A 17,195-nucleotide genomic window follows, 5' to 3' on the forward strand; every position below is an offset into this window, starting at 1 on the left:
ACAGGGGACGCAGACTCGTCCGAGTCATCAGTCCGAACACCGAAAGGCCCTGAAATGATCCTCGTCACCGGAACCACCGGCCAACTCGGCGGCGCGATCCTCGATGCGCTCACCACCCGTGGGCCTGCACCGCTCGCGAGCAACCGCAGCGGACAGGACGGCGCGCGACGGATCGACTTCGACGACCCCGACACCGTCTCCTTCGTCGGGGTCGACACGCTCGTCCTCGTGTCGGCGGGTGAGGCCGAGGACGACATCGTGATCGCCCGACACGAGACGGCGATCTCCGCGGCTGAGCGGGACGGGGTACAGCACGTCGTGTACACGAGCCTCGCCTCGGCGGGAGACCACCTCGCGTTCGCGCTCGCGCACCGGTGGACCGAGCGTCGGCTGCAGCACAGCAGCCTGGCCTGGACGATCCTGCGGAACGGCCTGTACGCCGAACTGTTCGGGTCGCTCCTGGCGTGGTCGGGCGACTCGCTCGGTTCGGCGTTCGGCGACGGCGCGCTCGCCGCCGTCGCACGAGCCGACCTCGCCGAGGCCGCGGCCGTCGTCGCAGAGTCACCGTCGGACCACGTCGGTCGCAGTTACGACCTCGTGGGCGAACCGATCACGGCCGCGCAGGTGGCCGATCGGCTGGGCCTCCCACTCCATTCCGTCTCCCTCGCCGAGCAGCGGTCGACGCTGGCTGAGGCCGCGCTCAAGCCGTTCCAGCCCGCCATGCTCATGTCGATCTTCACCAGCGTCCGGCACGGATTCCTCGACGGCACGGGTGACGACCTCCGAACCCTGCTCGGACGCGAACCAGCGGACACGGTCGCGGTCGCTGCCGCCGCCGCCTCGCTCCCGCCCCGCTGAGTCGCCCGGATCTGCACGAATCCGAGCCGAAACCGTGCAGTTCCGGGCGACTCAGCGCTCAGGCGGCCGGCAGCGCAGCACCCCGCAACGGAACGACGCGACGCCAGGTGGCCATCCGCCAGACCCACTCGACCGGCCCGTAGCGGAAGTGCTGCAGCCAGAGGCGGCTGAGTACCGACTGCACCGCGATGAGCGCGGCCGCTGCGACGCTCACCGCGGCCAGGTCGTCGATCTCCCGGAAGGGGACGACCAGCCCGACGACCGCGAACACGGCGCTCGCGGCGAGGTAGTTGGTGAGGGCCATGCGACCGAGAGGTTCGAAGACGGCCGCGAGCACCCGACGCACCGGCGTCTGCCAGAGCAGCGCGAATCCGGTGACGTACACGACGGCGAGGATCCCGCCCGCGATCCCTCCGGCGGTCGTGAACCGTGGGTCGCCGGGTTCGGTGGTCTGCCAGACGACGGCCGGGACGGCGAGGGCCGCCGCCACGAGGAAGGTGATCCACACGGGCCGCCGCCCGGCGTCGAGCACCTTCGGCAAGCCGTACGCCGCCGCCCCCGCACCGGCGAGGAACAGTCCGGGCAGGGTCGCGAGGCCACCGCCCGTGAGCGCGTAGGCGGCGATCGTGAGCACGACACCGGACCCGAGCAGCGCCCAGCGCGGCAACCACAGCATGAGGGGGAGCATGAGGATCCCGCAGATCGCGTACTCGCGGAGGATCTCGCCCGGGTAGAGGAACCCGTGCGCGACACCGATCAGGAGCAACGCTCCGAGACGCAGCAGCATCGGGACGAGCGCGCCGGTGCCGCGACGGCGGGCGCCCTGGATCACGAGCATCGCGCTCAGCCCGAAGAGGAAGGCGAAGATGGGGACGAACCGCGTCTGCACCGCGAACTCGAGCACGGTGTCCATGAGCGTGGACTGTCGCTGGTCGAACGGGATGTCGCTACCGAGCCGGGTGATGTCGGGGACGTTGACGAAGAGGATGCCGACGAGCGCGAACCCGCGGAGGGCGTCGATGAGGTGCCAGCGACGCGAGGTGGCGTCGCCGGCGGACGAGACCGGCGGCGTGGAAGAAATGCTGACCTGAGGCATATCACCAGTTCAGCAGGCGTGGCGGAAGCCCGCATGCACCTGGAGGATGACGTCCTGCCACCCGGGATGGAGATCATCCTCAGGCGGCCGGCGCCTTCGGGCAGTGCAGCTGCGTGCGCGGGCCGGTCGTGCGATCGACGATGTGCTCGGACATGGCGTGGCCGCAGATCGGGCACCCCGACTGCGCGGCCGGAGGCAACGGCTCCTCGTTGTACGGACCGAGGGGCGGCGGACCGAGCACCTTCCACATGCGGCCGTTCACCCAACCGTACAGACCACCGGCCTCGCGCACGGACTCCCGGAAGGATCGTTTCTCGCTCATATTGATGAGTGTACTAATCATTTGGGTACGATGGGACCGTGACCGCCAACGAATCCACCACCGTCGCCACGGCCGACGACCTGCTCCAGCTCGAGAACCAGGTCTGCTTCGCGCTCGCCGTCGCGTCGCGCAGCGTCATCTCGCTCTACAGGCCGATCCTCGAACCGCTCGGTCTCACCCATCCGCAGTACCTCGTGATGCTCGCCCTCTGGCAGCACAGCCCGCGCTCGGTCAAGGACCTCGGCGGAGCGCTGCAGCTCGAGCCGGCGACGTTGTCCCCGCTCCTCAAGCGCCTCGAGACCGCCGGGCTCGTCCGACGCGACCGCAGCCGACTCGACGAACGCGTGCTCGACGTCTCACTCACCACCGCCGGCCGTGAGCTGCGCACCCAGGCGGAGGCCATCCCGCACCGGGTCATGAACGAGCTCCGGATGGACGCCGAGCACCTCACCCAGCTCCGCGAGATGCTCCACGCGGTGATCGGGGCGGCCACCACCGCGCCCGCCGTCACGGGTGTCGACCCGCGCTGACCGAGGGCTCGCCGCCAGGCGACAGCGTCAGGCCGGCGACGAGGCCGTCGTCTCCGGCGCGGTCGCGGTCCGCGGATTCCGGATGCCGACGAACGACACCACACCGCCGACGAACATGAACACGGCGGTCGCCAGGACCACCCGTGGGAACCCGTCGACGCCGAGCGCGCCACCGGCGATGATGCCGACCAGGGCGATCGAAACCAGGCCGGCCACGCGCGACACCGCGTTGTTGACCGCCGATCCGATGCCGGCATGGGCCGGGTCGATCGATCCGAGGATGCCCGCGGTGAGCGGCGCGACCGTGATCGCGAGGCCGAGACCGACGAGCAGGATGCCCGGGAACAGCTGCACCCAGTAGTTCAGGTCCTGCTGCGCACCCATCATCAGCAGGAAGCCGACGCCGGCGACGATCGGCCCGACCGTCATGAACAGCCGCGATCCGTGCTTGCCGGCCAGCTTGCCGAACCACGACGACAACGCGAGCATGACGAGCGTCGGCGGCAGCGTCGCGATGCCGGCCAGCGTGGCGCTGAAGCCCGCCGTCTGCTGGATGAAGACCGCGATGGCGAAGAAGCCGAGCGAGAGGGCGCCGTAGATGAAGACGGTCGCGATGTTGCCGTAGCCGAAGTTCCGCACGCGGAAGAGCGACAGCGGCAGCATCGGGTCGGGGTGGCGGCGCTCCCACCAGAGGAACGCGACGAAGGACACGACCCCGCCGATGAGCGGCACGAGCAGCATCGGGCTCGACCAGCTGTAGCGCTCCTGCTCGATGAGCGCGAAGACGGGACCACCCAGCCCGACGGCGCCGAGCACCGCACCGACGACGTCGATCCGGGGGCGGTGTTCGGGCTCGGGCACGCGGTCAGTACGCATCATGAGCCACAGGGTGACGAGGATCGGGATGATGTTGATGGCGAAGATGAGGCGCCAGGACAGCGTGTCGACGAGCACCCCGCCGAGCAGCGGGCCGGTGATGCCCGCGGCCCCCGTCCATGCCGTCCAGGTGCCGATCGCCTTGCCCTGCGCGACGCCGCTGAACGTCGAGATGATGATGGCGAGCGAACTCGGCACGAGCAGCGCGGCCGCGCCACCCTGGAGCAGCCGGGCGATGATGAGCACCTCGGCGGTCGGTGCGACCGCGCACAGGATCGAGGTGACGCCGAAGCCGATGAGCCCGATGCGGAGGATGCGGATGCGCCCGAACGCGTCGGAGAGCGAGCCCGCGAGCAGGATGAGCGAACCGAGGGTGATCAGGTAGGCGTCGACCACCCACTGCTGCACGATGAGGCCGCCGCCGAGTTCCTTCGTCATCGCGGGGAGCGCGACGTTCACGACCGAGCCGTCGAGGAACGCCACGAACGAGGAGAGGATCGCGATCGTGAGCACGAGGCGCTGCTGGCGGGTCATGGGTTCAGGGTAGCCCCGCGGACCGACGCGTCGAACGCGATCCCGAGGAAGCTCGACAGGCGTCGAAAAGCCGTCGACGCCCGACGCCCGACGCCACGTCCTTCCCAGCCGATCCCCGCTCCGCGTTCGTAGACTGGAGCCCATGGACGACCTGTGGTGGCTCCCCTCGCTGATCGTGTTCGGGGGCGTCGGCATCATCGTCTGGTTGCTCGTCACCCTGCTGCGTCGGCGCAACCCGAAGACCCCTGTCGCCTCCATCGACGACCTCCACCGCCGCGCGGGCATCGCCCTCGTCCGCACCGACGACGCGGTCCGCGAGGCCGAGGACGAGGTCGGATTCGCCGAAGCGGAGTTCGGACGCGAAGCCGCCCGAGGGTATGCGGCCGACGTCGCCTCGGCACGCTCGGCACTCGGGGAGGCGTTCCGGCTCCGCCAGTCGCTCGAGGACGAGATCGCCGACACGGAGGCGCAGCGTCGCACCTGGAACGAGCGGATCATCAGCGTCTGCGAGGACGTCGAGCGCACGCTGAGCGCCCGACTGCGCGGCTTCGACGAGCGGCGTGGAGCGGAGCGTTCAGCCCCCGACCTCCTCGACCAGCTCGAGCGACGCATCGACCGCGCGCGCGAACGACTCACCACCACCGGCCTCGCGATCGCCTCGGCCGCCGAGCGCTATGCGGCGAGCGCCGTCGAGGACGCCCGGGTGCTCCGCCGGACCGCGCAGGACGCAGTCGACCAGGCGACGGCCGATGCGGCGAAGACGAAGGATCGGATCGGCACCGCCCAGCCGGCCGCCGCGTCACTGCACGCCCTGGGGCGCGAGCTGCAGCAGGCGGAGGACCGGCTGGACGCCGTCGAGCGTTCGCTCGCGGGCATCGCTGCGGCGGAGACCGAACTCGCCGCAGCGGGGCGGGAGCTCCGCACGGTGATCGCCGAAGCGGAGGCATTGGGCGCGACGGTGGAACGCGCGGAGACGGCCGCCGTCATCGCGGCTGCCGTCGAGCGGGCGAACCGCGCGCTCCTGGAGGCGGAGTCGACCACGTCCACGGACGGCGACCGCGTCCTGCCCGATCCGATGCGACGCCTGGAGGCGGTTCGCGCCGCCGACATCGATCTCGACGCGGCCCTCGCGACCGCCCGGAGCGCACAGCAGCGCCTCGACAACGCACGCGAGGCGATGCGCGGGGCACTGTTCACCGCGGACAGCAACATCCGCGTCGCCGTCGACGTCATCTCCGCGCACCGAGGGAGGGTGGGTGCCGACGCGAGGACGCGCCTCGCCGAGGCACAGCGGCAGCTCGCGCTCGCGGAGGCGGCAGCGGTCGACGATCCGGTCGAGGCGCTCGACGCCGCCCGCCGGGCATCGCGGATCGCCCAGGACGCCGATGCATTGGCGCGATACGACGTCGGGTGACGGTGGCCACCTGACAGGTGGCGGCCGACACTCAGCATTCATGTTCTAGAATACGAGCACTGCTGTCGCGACGTACTCACCGTGATCGCGAAGCCCTCGCCGCCGACTCCCGAGAGGACCCCGTGCCCAGCTCGTCCGCGCGCCCGCCGCGCTCCGCGTCCCCGATCTTCACGACGCTCACCCACGGGTTCGACGCGCGGGCGGCGTCCTCTCCTCCGGAACAGGCCCCTCTGGCCGGAGCACCGACCCACCACGGGTCGCCGATCCCCTCACCCGACTGCCCGATCTTCGATCAGCTCGCGGGCCGACGCCTCGCCCGCCGCCGGAGCAACGTCGTCCACCCCTCCTGACCCCGCCCTTCGACAGGCTCAGGGACCGCAGGTGCGGAGCGCCGGTCGACGCGCCGCAGTGTAGGGACGATCGCCCGCCCGTGCAGCGCGTTTACGTTTCATCTCGAACGGTGACGGTCCGCGGTAACGCAACGGGCGTCCGTCCGCGTGCCTGTGGAAACTGGCTCCGTGCACGCACCAGTGCACCCACAGACAGAGCCGAGGACCATCATGAGTGAGCACACGGGACCAGAACCGAGCGAATTGCGGGCGTCGATCGCCTCCGGCAAACGGAAGCGCCGGAACCTGCTGATCGGCGGTGTCGCGGTCGTCGCCGTCGCCGCGATCGCCGTCGTCGTCTCGGTCGTCGTCGGTGGCCAGAACGGGGCAGCCGACGCGGCGACCGGTTCCGGTGCGCCCGCCGAGCGCCTCAGCGTGAAGATCGCGGTGTCGGAGGACACGCAGTTCCAGGACGCCGTCAAGGAGGTCGCCGCCGAGAAGGGCCTCGACGTCGAGTGGGTGAACGTGAAGGACTGGGTACTCCCGAACACCGAACTCGTCGCCGGCACCGTCGACGCGAACGCCTTCCAGCACATCCTCTACCTCTCGGCCTTCAACGCGGAGAACGACGCCGATCTGACGCCGGTGTTCTCGACCGTCATCACGCAGTGGGGGATCTTCTCGAAGACGCTCACCGACGTCAATGACCTCGCCGACGGCGCGCGCATCGCGATCCCGGACGACCCGTCCAACGGCGGTCGTGCGCTGAACATCCTGGCTGCGGCCGGACTCATCGAGATCGCGGCGGACGCGGGGAACTTCCCGACCGTCGAGGACGTCACCGCGAACGACAAGAACCTCCAGTTCGTGCCGCTGCCGGCGACGAGCATCCCGCAGCAGTTCGACGACCCGTCGCTCGCGGCCGTCGTCGTCGGGACCTCCTACTTCGACCCGAGCCAGGGCATCACGAAGGACGACGCACTCTTCCTCGACGACTCGCTCTCCGAGAAGAACCTGCCCTACGTCAACGTCATCGCCACCCGCGAGGAGGACAAGGACAACCCGGCCTGGAAGATCCTCGAGGACACCTACGCCGACCCGCGCGTCGCCGAGGCGCTCGACGACGAGTTCGCCGGGAACTCGATCCTCGTGAAGGTTCCGGTGAAGGACCTCCGCGACAAACTCGCCGAGCTCCAAGCCGAAGCCGAGTAGGACGACGGCGGCCGATCATCGCCTCCCGCGATGATCGGCCGCCACCACGCAGTGGCCGTCCGGGGTCTCCTGGACGGCCCTCCCGCGAGAGGAGCAGGTGATGAACACAGCAATCGTCTTCGAGGACGTCAGCAAGACGTTCGAGGTGAAGGGCCGTGCCTTCGAGGCGCTGCGCCGCGTCGACCTGACGGTCGAGCGGGGTGAGATCTTCGGCATCGTCGGATACTCCGGCGCCGGGAAGTCGACGCTCCTGCGCACCGTCAACGCCCTCGAGCGGCCGACGAGCGGGCGGGTGGTCGTCGAGGGGCTCGAGATCTCCGCACTCGCCGGGCAGGCGCTCTACGCCGCGCGTCAGCGGATCGGCATGATCTTCCAGCAGTTCAACCTCCTGGAGTCCCGGACCGTCTACAAGAACATCGCCTACCCGCTCAAACTCGCGAAGGTGCCGGACGCCGAGATCGTCGACCGCGTCGAAGAACTGCTCGCGTTCGTCGGGCTGAGCGACAAAGCGCTCGCCTACCCGTCGCAACTCTCCGGCGGGCAGAAGCAGCGGGTCGGCATCGCCCGCGCCCTCGCCACCCGCCCGGAGATCCTCATCTCCGACGAGGCCACCAGCGCCCTCGACCCGCAGACGACCGGCGAGGTCCTCGAGCTCCTCCGGCGCGTGAACGAGGAGTACGGCGTCACGATCCTGCTCGTCACCCACGAGATCGACGTCATCCGCGAACTCGCCGACCGGGTCGCCGTCATGGAGGACGGCGAGGTCGTGGAGCAGGGCAGTGTGTACGAGGTGTTCTCGGCACCACGCACCGCGACCGCGCGACGCTTCGTCTCGTCGGTGCTCCACCACATCCCCTCCGACGACGTGCTCGCGAAGATCCGGGCCGTCCACCACGGCCGCCTGGTCCAGCTGCACGTCGAGGACCGCGACACCAACCACCCGTTCCTCTCGCGGGTCGCACGCGACAACGACATCGACTTCAACGTCGTGTTCGGCGGCGTCGACGAACTCCAGGGGCGACTGTTCGGCAGTCTCACGGTCGAGCTGCTCGGACCGGACGACCGCGTGGACGCCGCCATCGCGGGGCTCCGAGCCACGGCGACCGTCACCGCGATCGACCCTGCGCCGACCGCGTCGTTCCCTAAGCCTGCACCGATTCCTGAGCCCACGCCGGTCCCTGAGCCTGCACCGGTCCCTGAGCCTGTCGAAGGGCATGAACCGCTCGCCGAGGACCCCACCACGCTGAAGGAGCACACCCATGCGTGACTTCGATCCCGACGCGTTCTTCCCGCGTCTCCTCAAGGCCATCGGGGAGACCGGCCTCATGGTCTCCGTGTCCTTCGCCGTCGCGACGGTCATCGGGATCCTGCTGGGCCTCCTGCTCTACGCGAGCCGGCCCGGCAACCTCCTGCAGAACCGCGTCGTGTTCGGCGTCCTCAACTTCGTCATCAACGTCATCCGACCGGTGCCCTTCCTCATCGTCGCGATCGCGCTCATCCCGCTCACGCGGCTCGTGTTCGGCACCGGCCTCGGACCGCTTCCGGCGACGATCCCGCTCATCCTCGTCGCGAGCGTCGCCATCGGTCGCGTCTCCGAGTCGAACCTCGTCGCCGTCTCACCGGGTGCCATCGAGGCAGGTGCGGCCATGGGGGCGAGCCCCGTGCGGGTGCTGTTCACGATCGTCGTGCCCGAGGCGCTCGGCCCACTCATCCTCGGACTGACCTACATCCTCGTCGCCCTCGTCGATGCGACGGCCGTGGCCGGTGTGCTCGGCGGCGGCGGCCTCGGCGACCTCGCCATGACCTACGGTTACCAGCGGTTCGACTGGATCGTCGTCGGGCTCGTGGTCGTCACGCTCGTCCTGCTCGTGCAGCTCGCCCAGTTGCTCGGCAACGTGCTGGCGAAGCGGGTGCTGCACCGATGAGCGCCGACGACTTCGACTCGTTCCTCTCCTCCATCCGCGGCGGCGCCGTGTCGCGCGAGACCGACCGGCGGCTCCTGTTCGACGAGGTCACCGAGCTCAAGCACCTGGGCTTCGCCGCAGCCAGAGTCCCCGTCGCGTCCGGCGGCGACGGGCTCACGCTCGAGCAGCTGTTCGCGCGACTCATCGCGCTCTCGGCGGCGGACTCGAGCCTCGGGCACGTCTGGCGGGGACACATTCTGTTCGTCGAGGCGCTGCTCGCTTCGCCCGACGCCGCCTATCGGGAGCACTGGTTCACCCGGCTGAGCGCCGGCGACCTCGTCGGGAACGCACAGTCGGAGCGGCACGCGACCGCGCACCTCGAGACCGTCCTCGACCGCGACGGCGAACTCCTCACGGTGACCGGCACGAAGTACTACACGACCGGCAGCATCTACGCCGACTGGATCTACCTGTCCGCGCTCGACGGGACCGACCGCGTCGCCGTGACCGTCTCCGCGCACGATCCTGGCACCCGCTCGGTGGACGACTGGGACGGCTTCGGACAACCGTTGACCGGAAGCGGGACGACCACCTTCGACCGCGTACCGGTGGACCCGCGCGACCTCGTCGTCCACAGCGGCGACGCGGCGGGGTGGCACCGGACGGGAGCCCTCCAACAGCTCATCCTGCTCGGTGTGGTGGCGGGCATCGCGCAACGTGCCCTCGAGGACACCGTCGACTACGTGCGTGCCAGGCGACGGACCGTCGGCCACGCGGGCGAGCACCTGCCGCGGGAGGATCCGCTCGTGCAGTCGATCGTGGGTCAGCTGAGCAGCGTCGTGCACACGGCCCGCGCGCTCGTCCTCGCGTCCGCTCGAACCTTGGACGGGCCGGCCACCGATCCCGACGCCGTGCGTTCGGCGCTCCTGGAGGTCTTCCGCGTCCAGCAGGTCGTCCTCCCGCTCGTCCTCGATGCGCTCAGTCGCCTGTTCGAGGTCGGTGGTGCCTCCGCCGTCGGCCGGTCGACCGCGCTGGACCGGCACTGGCGGAACGTCCGGACGATCGCCTCCCACAATCCCGCCGTGCAGCGTTCGGCGGCACTCGGGCAGTTCGAACTCAACGGCACCCTGCCCGAGTGGCAGGCTCCGGGGGCGCGGCCCGAGACCGAGTCCGTTCCGGCGGATGGAGAGCAGGCATGAGCGAGACGGCGACGATCGACCGGGACCTGGCGCAGCGGTTCGCACCGCTCTTCGACGAGCTCGGGCGGGACACCGTCGAGCGGGAGCACGAGCGCCGTCTGCCGTATGCCGAGGTGGAGGCACTGCGGCAAGCAGGCTTCACCCGAGTGACGCTGCCACGACGATATGGTGGCGAGGAGGCCACGCACGGCGAGCTGTTCGAGCTGCTCGCCGAGCTGGCCAGACGCGACCCGAACCTCGCGCAGCTGTTCCGCTCCCACTTCTCCTACATCGACCGCACCCTGCACGCGCCGGCGTCTGCGGACCGCGAGGCGCGCCTGGCCCGGCTGGCCGACGGAGCCATCGTCGGCAACGCGAGCCACGAGCGGTCGACCGCGAAGGTGGGATCCCTCGCCACCCGACTCACCGAGACGCCGGGCGGTCTCCGACTGAACGGCACCAAGTTCTACAGCACGGGCACCCTGTTCGCCGACCTCGTCGGGGTCGCCGCCGAACAGGACGGCGAGTTCGTCTCGGTGCTCGTGGAGACGGACGCCACGGGTGTCGATCGGATCGACGATTGGACCGGGTTCGGACAACGACTGACGGGCAGCGGGACCACCGTCTTCACGGAGGTCGCCGTCGACGCGTCGGCGGTGACCCGGCGCGAGCCGGAACGCCCCTCGCACGGCGGCGCGTTCGTGCAGTTGGTCCTGCTGGCGGCGGTGACGGGCATCGGCCGCGCCATCGTCGACGACGCCGGTGTGTTCGTCCGCACGCGGACCAGGACCTACAGCCACGGTGCGGCGTCGACCGCCCAGGCCGACCCGATCGTGCAGGAGGTCGTCGGTGAGCTGTCGGCGAAGTCGTTCGCCGCCGATGCCGCGCTGGCCGCCGCGACGACCGCACTGGGGCGTTCGAGCGCGGCGATCCTCGGTGCCGAACCGGATCTCGTCCAGGAACGGATCGCCGCCGTCGAACTCGCGACGGCGCGCGCGCAGCTCGTGATCCTGCCCGCCGTGCTCGACGCCGCGACCGCCCTGTTCGACGTCGGCGGTGCGAGCGCCGTCGAGACGCACCGGGCGCTCGACCGGCACTGGCGGAACGCCCGCACGATCGCCTCGCACAACCCGTCCCGCTTCAAGGCCAGGTCGATCGGCGACCACGTCGTGAACGGGACGCCGATCGCCTCCTGGTGGAGCACCGGCGAGGCCTGACGCCCCGCCGGTCACACCCGTCGACAAGCGGTTCCTGAGCCTGTCGAAGGGCAGGAACCACTTGTCGAGGGGCTACTTCAGCCCGGAGAACGCCAGCCCGTCGATCACCCGGCGCTGGAGCACGATGAACAGGATGAGTACCGGTGCCATCGCGAGGATCGACGCCGCCATCATCACCGGGTAGTCCGTCGTCTTGTCGCTCGAGAGCGTCGCGAGACCGGCGGCGAGCGGCATCGAGTTCGCGTACGTGGAGACCACGAGCGGCCAGAGCAGTTCGTTCCACGACCAGAGCACGGTCGTGATCGCGAGGACGCTGATGCTGGGCCTCGCGAGCGGCAGCATGATCTTCCAGAAGATCTGGAAGGGCCCGGCGCCGTCGATCCGCGCCGCCTCCTCGAGCTCCGTCGGCAGGTTCAGGAACGCCGTCCGCATGAGGAACGTGCCGAACGCGCTGAACAGGCCGGGTGCGACGATGCCGAGCGTGGTGTTCAGCCAGCCGAAGCCCTGCACGATCTGGTACTGCGAGATGAGATACGCCTGCGACGGCACCATGAGGATCGACAGCGTCACGGCGAGCAGCACCGCGCGCCCGCGGAACCGCATCCGCGCGAACGCGTACCCCGCCATCGTGCAGAGGACGATCTGCGCGAGCGTCCTGATCACGGTGATGACGATCGACGTGCGCAGCTGGTCGAGGAACGGGAGGCGCTCGAACACCGCGGCGTAGTTCTGCCACTGCAGTTCGGCCGGCCAGAACGTGGGGACCACGCTCTGCACCTCCGCGTTCGTCGACAGCGACATGATGATCTGCCAGATGAACGGGAACGCCATGATGAGGCCACCGACGCCGAGCACGATGTGGGCGACGACGTGCGACCCGCGACGCTGGCCGGGGCGACCGGCCTCGCGGCGTCGCGCGGACGCAGCGGACGGACGACCCGAACCCGGAACGGTGACGGCACGGGTGGTGAGCGGTGCTGTGGCCGTGAGTTGCTCAGTCATTGTTCACCCATCGTTTCTGGAGCCGGAACTGGAGGAGCGTCACGAGTCCGATGATCAGGAAGATCACGATCGCGATCGCCGCCGCGTACCCCTTGTCGTTCTGGACGAAGCCCTGGTCGTAGAAGAAGTAGACGAGCGACATGCTCTTCGGGAGCACCGGGTTGGTGCTGCCGAGGATCGCGTACAGCAGGTCGAAGAGCTGGAAGCTCGAGATGACCGTGATGATCGTGACGAAGAAGATGCTCGGAGTGAGCAGCGGCACCGTGATCGAGCGGAACTGCCGCCACCGGGTGGCGCCGTCGAGCTCGGCCGCCTCGTAGAGCTCCGGTGCGATGTTCTTGAGTCCAGACGCCAGGATGATCATCGAGAAGCCGAGCGACGACCAGAGGCCGACGATCGCCACGGCGAACATCGCGGTGCCCGGCGTGCTGATCCAGTAGGGGCCGTCGATGCCGACGAGCGACAGCGTGTAGTTGAGGATGCCGAAGTCACCGTTGAAGATGATCCGCCAGACGATGGCCACGGCGGTCGGCATCGCGACGTACGGCAGGAAGAACAGCACCCGGTAGAAACTCGCGAACCGCAGGCCGGGGAGGTTCAACAGGCTCGCGAGGTAGACGGCGATCGGAATGCCGAGGAGGACCACCGCCGTGTAGATCAGCGTGTTGCCGAGGGAGGCGTAGAGCCGCGGGTCGGCGAACAACCGGACGTAGTTCTCGACACCCGTGAAGGTGGTTCCGCCGAAGACGCCCCACTCGGTGAACGAGTAGTAGGCGGTCTGGATCATCGGCCAGATGAAGAAGACGCCGATGCCGGTGAGGAGCGGGAGGACGAAGACCCACGGCCAGGCACCCTCGCCCCGGGCGGCACCCCGCCGGGCCACTCTCCGTGAGGAGAGCGGCGCCGACGGGGTGCGCAGCACGGTCTGACCGGTCACTTCTTGGCCAGCGCTGCGTTCATCTGCTCGGCGATGTCCTTCGCCACATCGGCGACGGGCTTGTCGCCGCTGAACGCGTCGGGCAGGAGCTCGACCTCGAGCGCGTTCCACGCGGCGGTGTTCTCCGACACCGGCAGCGGCTTGGCGTAGTCGAGGGCGTCGAGGAAGACCTGCAGGTTCATCGTCGGGTAGGAGTCGACGAAGGACTGCTGCGTGCCGGTGAAGGCGGGGATGACGGCGCCGAGGTCGCCCTGCTGCTGCTGGGCATCCTCGCTCGCCAGGAACACCTGCAGTGCCTGAGCGGCCTGCTTGTTTTTGCTCGCCGCCGCGACGACGTTCGAGACGCCGTGGATGACCGTCGCCTGCTCCTTGCCGGTGGGCAGCGGGAAGGCCTGCGTGGTGGCGGCGACATCGGACTCACCGACGAGGGGTCGCAGCCAGCTGCCGCCCCAGTACATGGCGACCTTGCCCGAGGTGAACCACTGGTCGGCCGGCGTGTCCGTCAGCTGCTGCATGCTGGGCGAGGAGCCGTTCGCGATGAGGTCGGTCCAGAACTGGAGCCCTTCCTGGGCCTCGGGGCTGTCGTACTCGGACTCGGTCTGGTCGGCGTTGATGACCTCGCCGCCGGCCTGCAGGATCGTGTTGTAGTAGGTGGTTTGTCCGTCCATGCCGCCGGCGGCACCGTAGACGCCCTGGTCCTTGAGGTTCGTCGAGATCGTCTGCGCGGCGGTGTCGAAGTCGTCCCAGGTCCAGTCGTCGGCGGGCAGCGCGACGCCGGCCTGCTCGAAGAGCGCCGTGTTGACCCAGACGCCGACGGTGTCGAAGTCCTTCGGCACGCCGTACTGGGTGTCGTCGAGCGAGTACAGCTCGTTCAGGGCCTCGGGGTAGTTCTTCGGGTCGATGTCGCCCGCCTTCACGGCGCCGGTGATCGGCTCGATCTTGCCGTTCGCCGCGTAGACCTGGAAGTTCGGCCCGTTCAACCAGAAGAGGTCGGGCAGGGTGTCGCTCGAGGCCTGCGTCTGGAGCTTCGACCAGTACGAGGCCCAGGGCGTGACGTTCACGTTGACGGTGATGTCGGGGTAGACCTTGTTGAAGGCCTCGATGTTGGCGTCGATCGCCTCGACCTGGGCCTGATCCCAGACACCGTAGGTGATCTCGGCCTTGAGGTCCTTCGGGGCGGCGGCGTACTCGCCACCGGTGGCGCCCCCTCCCCCGGTGCTGCAGCCGGCGGTGAGCGCGGCGGCGGCGAGGAGGCCGATGCCGCTGAGGATGGCACGGCGTCGGTTGCGACCGCCGGGTGCGGCGTTGCGGTTCATGAACGGCGAAGGCATGACTGGAGTCCTTTCGAGGTGCGCTACCGGGCGGCGGCGTCGAGGGAGTGCGGTGCGGTGCGGGCGGTGAGGGAGGAGAAGTACTCGACGAGTGCGGGGTCGAGTGGCGGGACGTCGAGCGGGATCGAACCGTTGCGGAGGGAGTGTGCGGCGAGGGCACCGGCGGCGACGGCCTGGCGTGCGGCGACCGGCGACAAGGTGGTCGGGGTGCCGTCGGCGACGAAGGCGAGGAACTCGTTCATCGTGTCGAGATCGGCGTCGGCGTGCCCCTCCTCGACGCCCGCGATCGGGTACTCGACGTCGCCCTCGGTGCTCCAGGTGCGACGACGGTTCCAGACCTTGACGGTGCCACCGGCGGTGTCGCCGATGTTCTCGAGCCGGCCGTGCGTCCCGATGACAGTGTAGTTCCGCCAGTAGTCGGGGGTGAAGTGGCACTGCTCGTAGCTGGCGGTGATCCCGTGCTCGAGGGTCATGAGCATCATCGAGACGTCTTCGACGTCGACCACGGGGTTCAGGCCTCGCTGCGCCTCGGGCGGCCAGTTGTCGTACGAGAACCAGTCGGCCATGGTCTGGCCGCTGCGGTCCTCGTGATCGTCGATGTCGCCGTAGACCGCGAGGTCGCCCATCGCGACGACGCGCTGCGTGTACGCGCCGGCGAGGAAGTGGACGACGTCGATGTCGTGGCTCGCCTTCTGCAGGAGCAGGGTGTTCACGCGCGAGCGGTCGGCGTGCCAGTCCTTGAAGTAGTAGTCGCCGCCGTTGCCGACGAAGTGGCGCACCCAGACGGACTTGACCGCGCCGATCTCGCCGCGCTCGATGACCTCGTGCATGAGCCGGACGACCGCCGCATGCCGGAAGTTGTGCCCGACGTAGAGCGGCGTCCGCGACTCGTAGGCGGCCTGGAGGACCGCGTCGGCGTCGTCGAGCGTGATCGCGAGCGGCTTCTCCAAGTAGACCGCGATGCCGGCGCGCAGCAGGTCGACCGCGATCTCCTTGTGGGTCCAGTCGGGCGTCGTCACGATCGCCGCGTCGACACCGCCCTGCGCGATGAGCGCCTCGTGGGAGTCGAACACCTCGATGTCGTCGCCGAACAGCTGCCGTGCCCGACCGCGACCGATCTCGGTGGTGTCGACCGCCGCGACGACCGATGCGGACGTGGGGCTCGTGGCGACGTGTTCGGCGATGTAGGCCCGCTGGCCGGTGCCGATGACGGCGACCCGGAGGCCTTCTGGGGTGGTGGCTGGTGCAGTGCTCACTCGATCACATCCGCTTCCTTGCGTGAAGTTGATTCATATGATGCCAAAACGATCATGAAATGACAATAGGCGATCACAGCGCCGACGCAAGTGCTGGGCGGCCGATGTGGAGAGGTTTTACCGCGCGGAAACATGGGGAGCGGAGTCGCACTTCGACAGACTCAGTGACCGGGAGGGGATGGCTCAGCGGCCGAGAGGGGGCTCAACGAGCGGGAGGGTGGGGCACTTCGACAGGCTCAGTGACCGGGAGGGGCCGCTCAGTGACCGGGAAGGGGCGGCTCAGCGACCGGAAGGAGAGGACTCAGGCGGCGATGATGAGCTCGACGCCGGCCGCGGCCAGGGCGTCGGCGAGTGTCGGATCCACCGGCTGGTCGGTGACGAGCACGTCGATGCGGTCGAGCGGGCAGATGCGAGCGAAGGTCGCCTTCGTCATCTTGGTGCTGTCGGCGACCACGATGACCCGCTTCGCGACCTTGACGAACTCCTGACTCACCGAGGCCTCACCCTCGTGGAGGGTGGTGGCGCCGAACTGCGCGCTCAGGCCGTCGACGCCCAGGATCGCGACGTCGAGGGCGATCTCGGCGAGCGCCCCAGCGACGAGCGATCCCACGAGTTCATAGGACTGGCGTCGTGCGACGCCACCCGTCACGACGATCTTCACGTGCGAGCGCACGGACAGTTCGAAGGCGATGTTGAGCGCGTTCGTCACGATCGTGACCGAAGCGTCGCCGTCCGAACGGACGAGGTGCTCACTCCGCCCGATCACGCGCGCGACCTCACTCGTGGTGGTGCCGCCGTTGAGTCCGACGGCGTCGCCGACGTTGATCAGGGCGGCCGTGGCCTTCGCGATGGCCATCTTGGCGTCGGCCTGGCGGGCGATCTTGTACTGCAGCGGCAGCTCGTAGCCGGTGCCGAGGGCGGCGGCACCGCCGTGGGTCCGCGTGACGAGTCGCTGTTCGGCGAGCGCCGTCAGGTCGCGGCGGGCGGTGGCCGCGGAGATGCCGAGCGCTTCGCCGATCTCGGCGATCGTCACGTTGCCGCGTTCGCTCACGAGCTCGAGCAGGGCGTTGAGTCGCTGTTGCTGCGTCATCTGTCCTGCTTTTCCGGTCGGGTCGGGCGTACTGTGACCATCATATGGGCGCCCAGCTAGCGTCCGTCTGATTGATTCTGACGATTTGCACTGGTATCGATCAGATTCG

Annotated in this window: 17 protein-coding genes; 9 read left to right on the forward strand and 8 right to left on the reverse strand. The window is 69.2% G+C overall.

Features of this window, described 5'->3' with window-relative positions:
• Positions 1-54 precede the first annotated feature (54 nt).
• A complete protein-coding gene (locus IFU30_RS16605) occupies positions 55-858 on the forward strand; it encodes an NAD(P)H-binding protein (RefSeq protein ID WP_192006189.1) in 804 nt (267 codons plus the stop codon).
• A 58-nt stretch (positions 859-916) separates the two neighbouring features.
• Here IFU30_RS16605 and IFU30_RS16610 read toward each other — a convergent pair whose 3' ends face one another.
• Together IFU30_RS16610 and IFU30_RS16615 are read right to left on the reverse strand one after the other, a co-directional pair.
• Entirely contained in the window at positions 917-1,954 is a 1,038-nt protein-coding gene (locus IFU30_RS16610; protein WP_192006191.1) for a DUF418 domain-containing protein, read from the reverse strand.
• A gap of 79 nt (positions 1,955-2,033) precedes the next feature.
• Positions 2,034-2,276 (reverse strand): hypothetical protein, encoded by a 243-nt coding sequence (locus IFU30_RS16615; RefSeq protein ID WP_064296841.1) that lies wholly within the window; start codon positions 2,274-2,276, stop codon positions 2,034-2,036.
• A gap of 38 nt (positions 2,277-2,314) precedes the next feature.
• On the opposite strand from IFU30_RS16615, the gene IFU30_RS16620 reads away from it, so the two are divergent.
• Positions 2,315-2,806: a MarR family winged helix-turn-helix transcriptional regulator gene (locus IFU30_RS16620; RefSeq protein WP_191941939.1), complete on the forward strand. Its 492-nt coding sequence runs from the start codon at positions 2,315-2,317 to the stop codon at positions 2,804-2,806.
• 27 nt (positions 2,807-2,833) lie between these two features.
• Here the strand turns inward: IFU30_RS16620 and IFU30_RS16625 are convergent, their stop codons facing one another.
• Positions 2,834-4,216 carry an MFS transporter gene (locus IFU30_RS16625; protein ID WP_192006193.1) on the reverse strand — a complete coding sequence of 461 codons (1,383 nt, stop codon included), beginning with the start codon at positions 4,214-4,216 and terminating at the stop codon, positions 2,834-2,836.
• 142 nt (positions 4,217-4,358) lie between these two features.
• Here IFU30_RS16625 and IFU30_RS16630 point away from each other — a divergent pair, with 142 nt between their 5' ends.
• From IFU30_RS16630 to IFU30_RS16660, 7 genes are all read left to right on the forward strand, one after another.
• The gene (locus IFU30_RS16630; RefSeq protein WP_192006195.1) at positions 4,359-5,630 is read left to right on the forward strand and encodes a hypothetical protein; all 1,272 of its coding nucleotides are present in this window, start codon (positions 4,359-4,361) and stop codon (positions 5,628-5,630) included.
• 122 nt (positions 5,631-5,752) lie between these two features.
• Positions 5,753-5,980, forward strand: a complete 228-nt coding sequence (locus IFU30_RS16635) for a hypothetical protein (RefSeq protein ID WP_192006197.1) — start codon at positions 5,753-5,755, stop codon at positions 5,978-5,980.
• A 210-nt stretch (positions 5,981-6,190) separates the two neighbouring features.
• Positions 6,191-7,171 carry a MetQ/NlpA family ABC transporter substrate-binding protein gene (locus IFU30_RS16640; RefSeq protein WP_192006199.1) on the forward strand — a complete coding sequence of 327 codons (981 nt, stop codon included), beginning with the start codon at positions 6,191-6,193 and terminating at the stop codon, positions 7,169-7,171.
• 100 nt (positions 7,172-7,271) lie between these two features.
• Positions 7,272-8,438 carry a methionine ABC transporter ATP-binding protein gene (locus IFU30_RS16645; protein ID WP_192006201.1) on the forward strand — a complete coding sequence of 389 codons (1,167 nt, stop codon included), beginning with the start codon at positions 7,272-7,274 and terminating at the stop codon, positions 8,436-8,438.
• Positions 8,431-9,096: a methionine ABC transporter permease gene (locus tag IFU30_RS16650; protein ID WP_079706489.1), complete on the forward strand. Its 666-nt coding sequence runs from the start codon at positions 8,431-8,433 to the stop codon at positions 9,094-9,096. Before IFU30_RS16645 ends, IFU30_RS16650 begins: the two co-directional genes overlap by 8 nt.
• Complete coding sequence (locus IFU30_RS16655; RefSeq protein ID WP_192006202.1) at positions 9,093-10,274, forward strand: hypothetical protein; 1,182 nt, start codon at positions 9,093-9,095, stop codon at positions 10,272-10,274. Before IFU30_RS16650 ends, IFU30_RS16655 begins: the two co-directional genes overlap by 4 nt.
• Entirely contained in the window at positions 10,271-11,470 is a 1,200-nt protein-coding gene (locus IFU30_RS16660; protein ID WP_192006204.1) for an acyl-CoA dehydrogenase family protein, read from the forward strand. The genes IFU30_RS16655 and IFU30_RS16660 overlap by 4 nt, the downstream gene beginning before the upstream one ends.
• Before the next feature lie 72 nt (positions 11,471-11,542).
• Here the strand turns inward: IFU30_RS16660 and IFU30_RS16665 are convergent, their stop codons facing one another.
• The 5 genes from IFU30_RS16665 to IFU30_RS16685 all read right to left on the reverse strand — a co-directional run bounded on the left by IFU30_RS16665 (position 11,543) and on the right by IFU30_RS16685 (position 17,086).
• Entirely contained in the window at positions 11,543-12,472 is a 930-nt protein-coding gene (locus IFU30_RS16665) for a carbohydrate ABC transporter permease (protein ID WP_079706486.1), read from the reverse strand.
• The gene (locus IFU30_RS16670; protein ID WP_236555274.1) at positions 12,465-13,409 is read right to left on the reverse strand and encodes a carbohydrate ABC transporter permease; all 945 of its coding nucleotides are present in this window, start codon (positions 13,407-13,409) and stop codon (positions 12,465-12,467) included. The genes IFU30_RS16665 and IFU30_RS16670 overlap by 8 nt, the downstream gene beginning before the upstream one ends.
• Positions 13,406-14,740: an ABC transporter substrate-binding protein gene (locus IFU30_RS16675; RefSeq protein WP_249404844.1), complete on the reverse strand. Its 1,335-nt coding sequence runs from the start codon at positions 14,738-14,740 to the stop codon at positions 13,406-13,408. Before IFU30_RS16675 ends, IFU30_RS16670 begins: the two co-directional genes overlap by 4 nt.
• Before the next feature lie 23 nt (positions 14,741-14,763).
• Positions 14,764-15,996: a Gfo/Idh/MocA family protein gene (locus tag IFU30_RS16680; protein ID WP_124767554.1), complete on the reverse strand. Its 1,233-nt coding sequence runs from the start codon at positions 15,994-15,996 to the stop codon at positions 14,764-14,766.
• Positions 15,997-16,297: 301 nt separating this feature from the next.
• The gene (locus tag IFU30_RS16685; RefSeq protein WP_079706484.1) at positions 16,298-17,086 is read right to left on the reverse strand and encodes a DeoR/GlpR family DNA-binding transcription regulator; all 789 of its coding nucleotides are present in this window, start codon (positions 17,084-17,086) and stop codon (positions 16,298-16,300) included.
• Positions 17,087-17,195: the final 109 nt, after the last annotated feature.

The sequence above is a fragment of the Plantibacter sp. CFBP 8798 genome, from assembly GCF_014841195.1.
In the GTDB taxonomy this organism is placed as follows: domain Bacteria; phylum Actinomycetota; class Actinomycetes; order Actinomycetales; family Microbacteriaceae; genus Plantibacter; species Plantibacter auratus.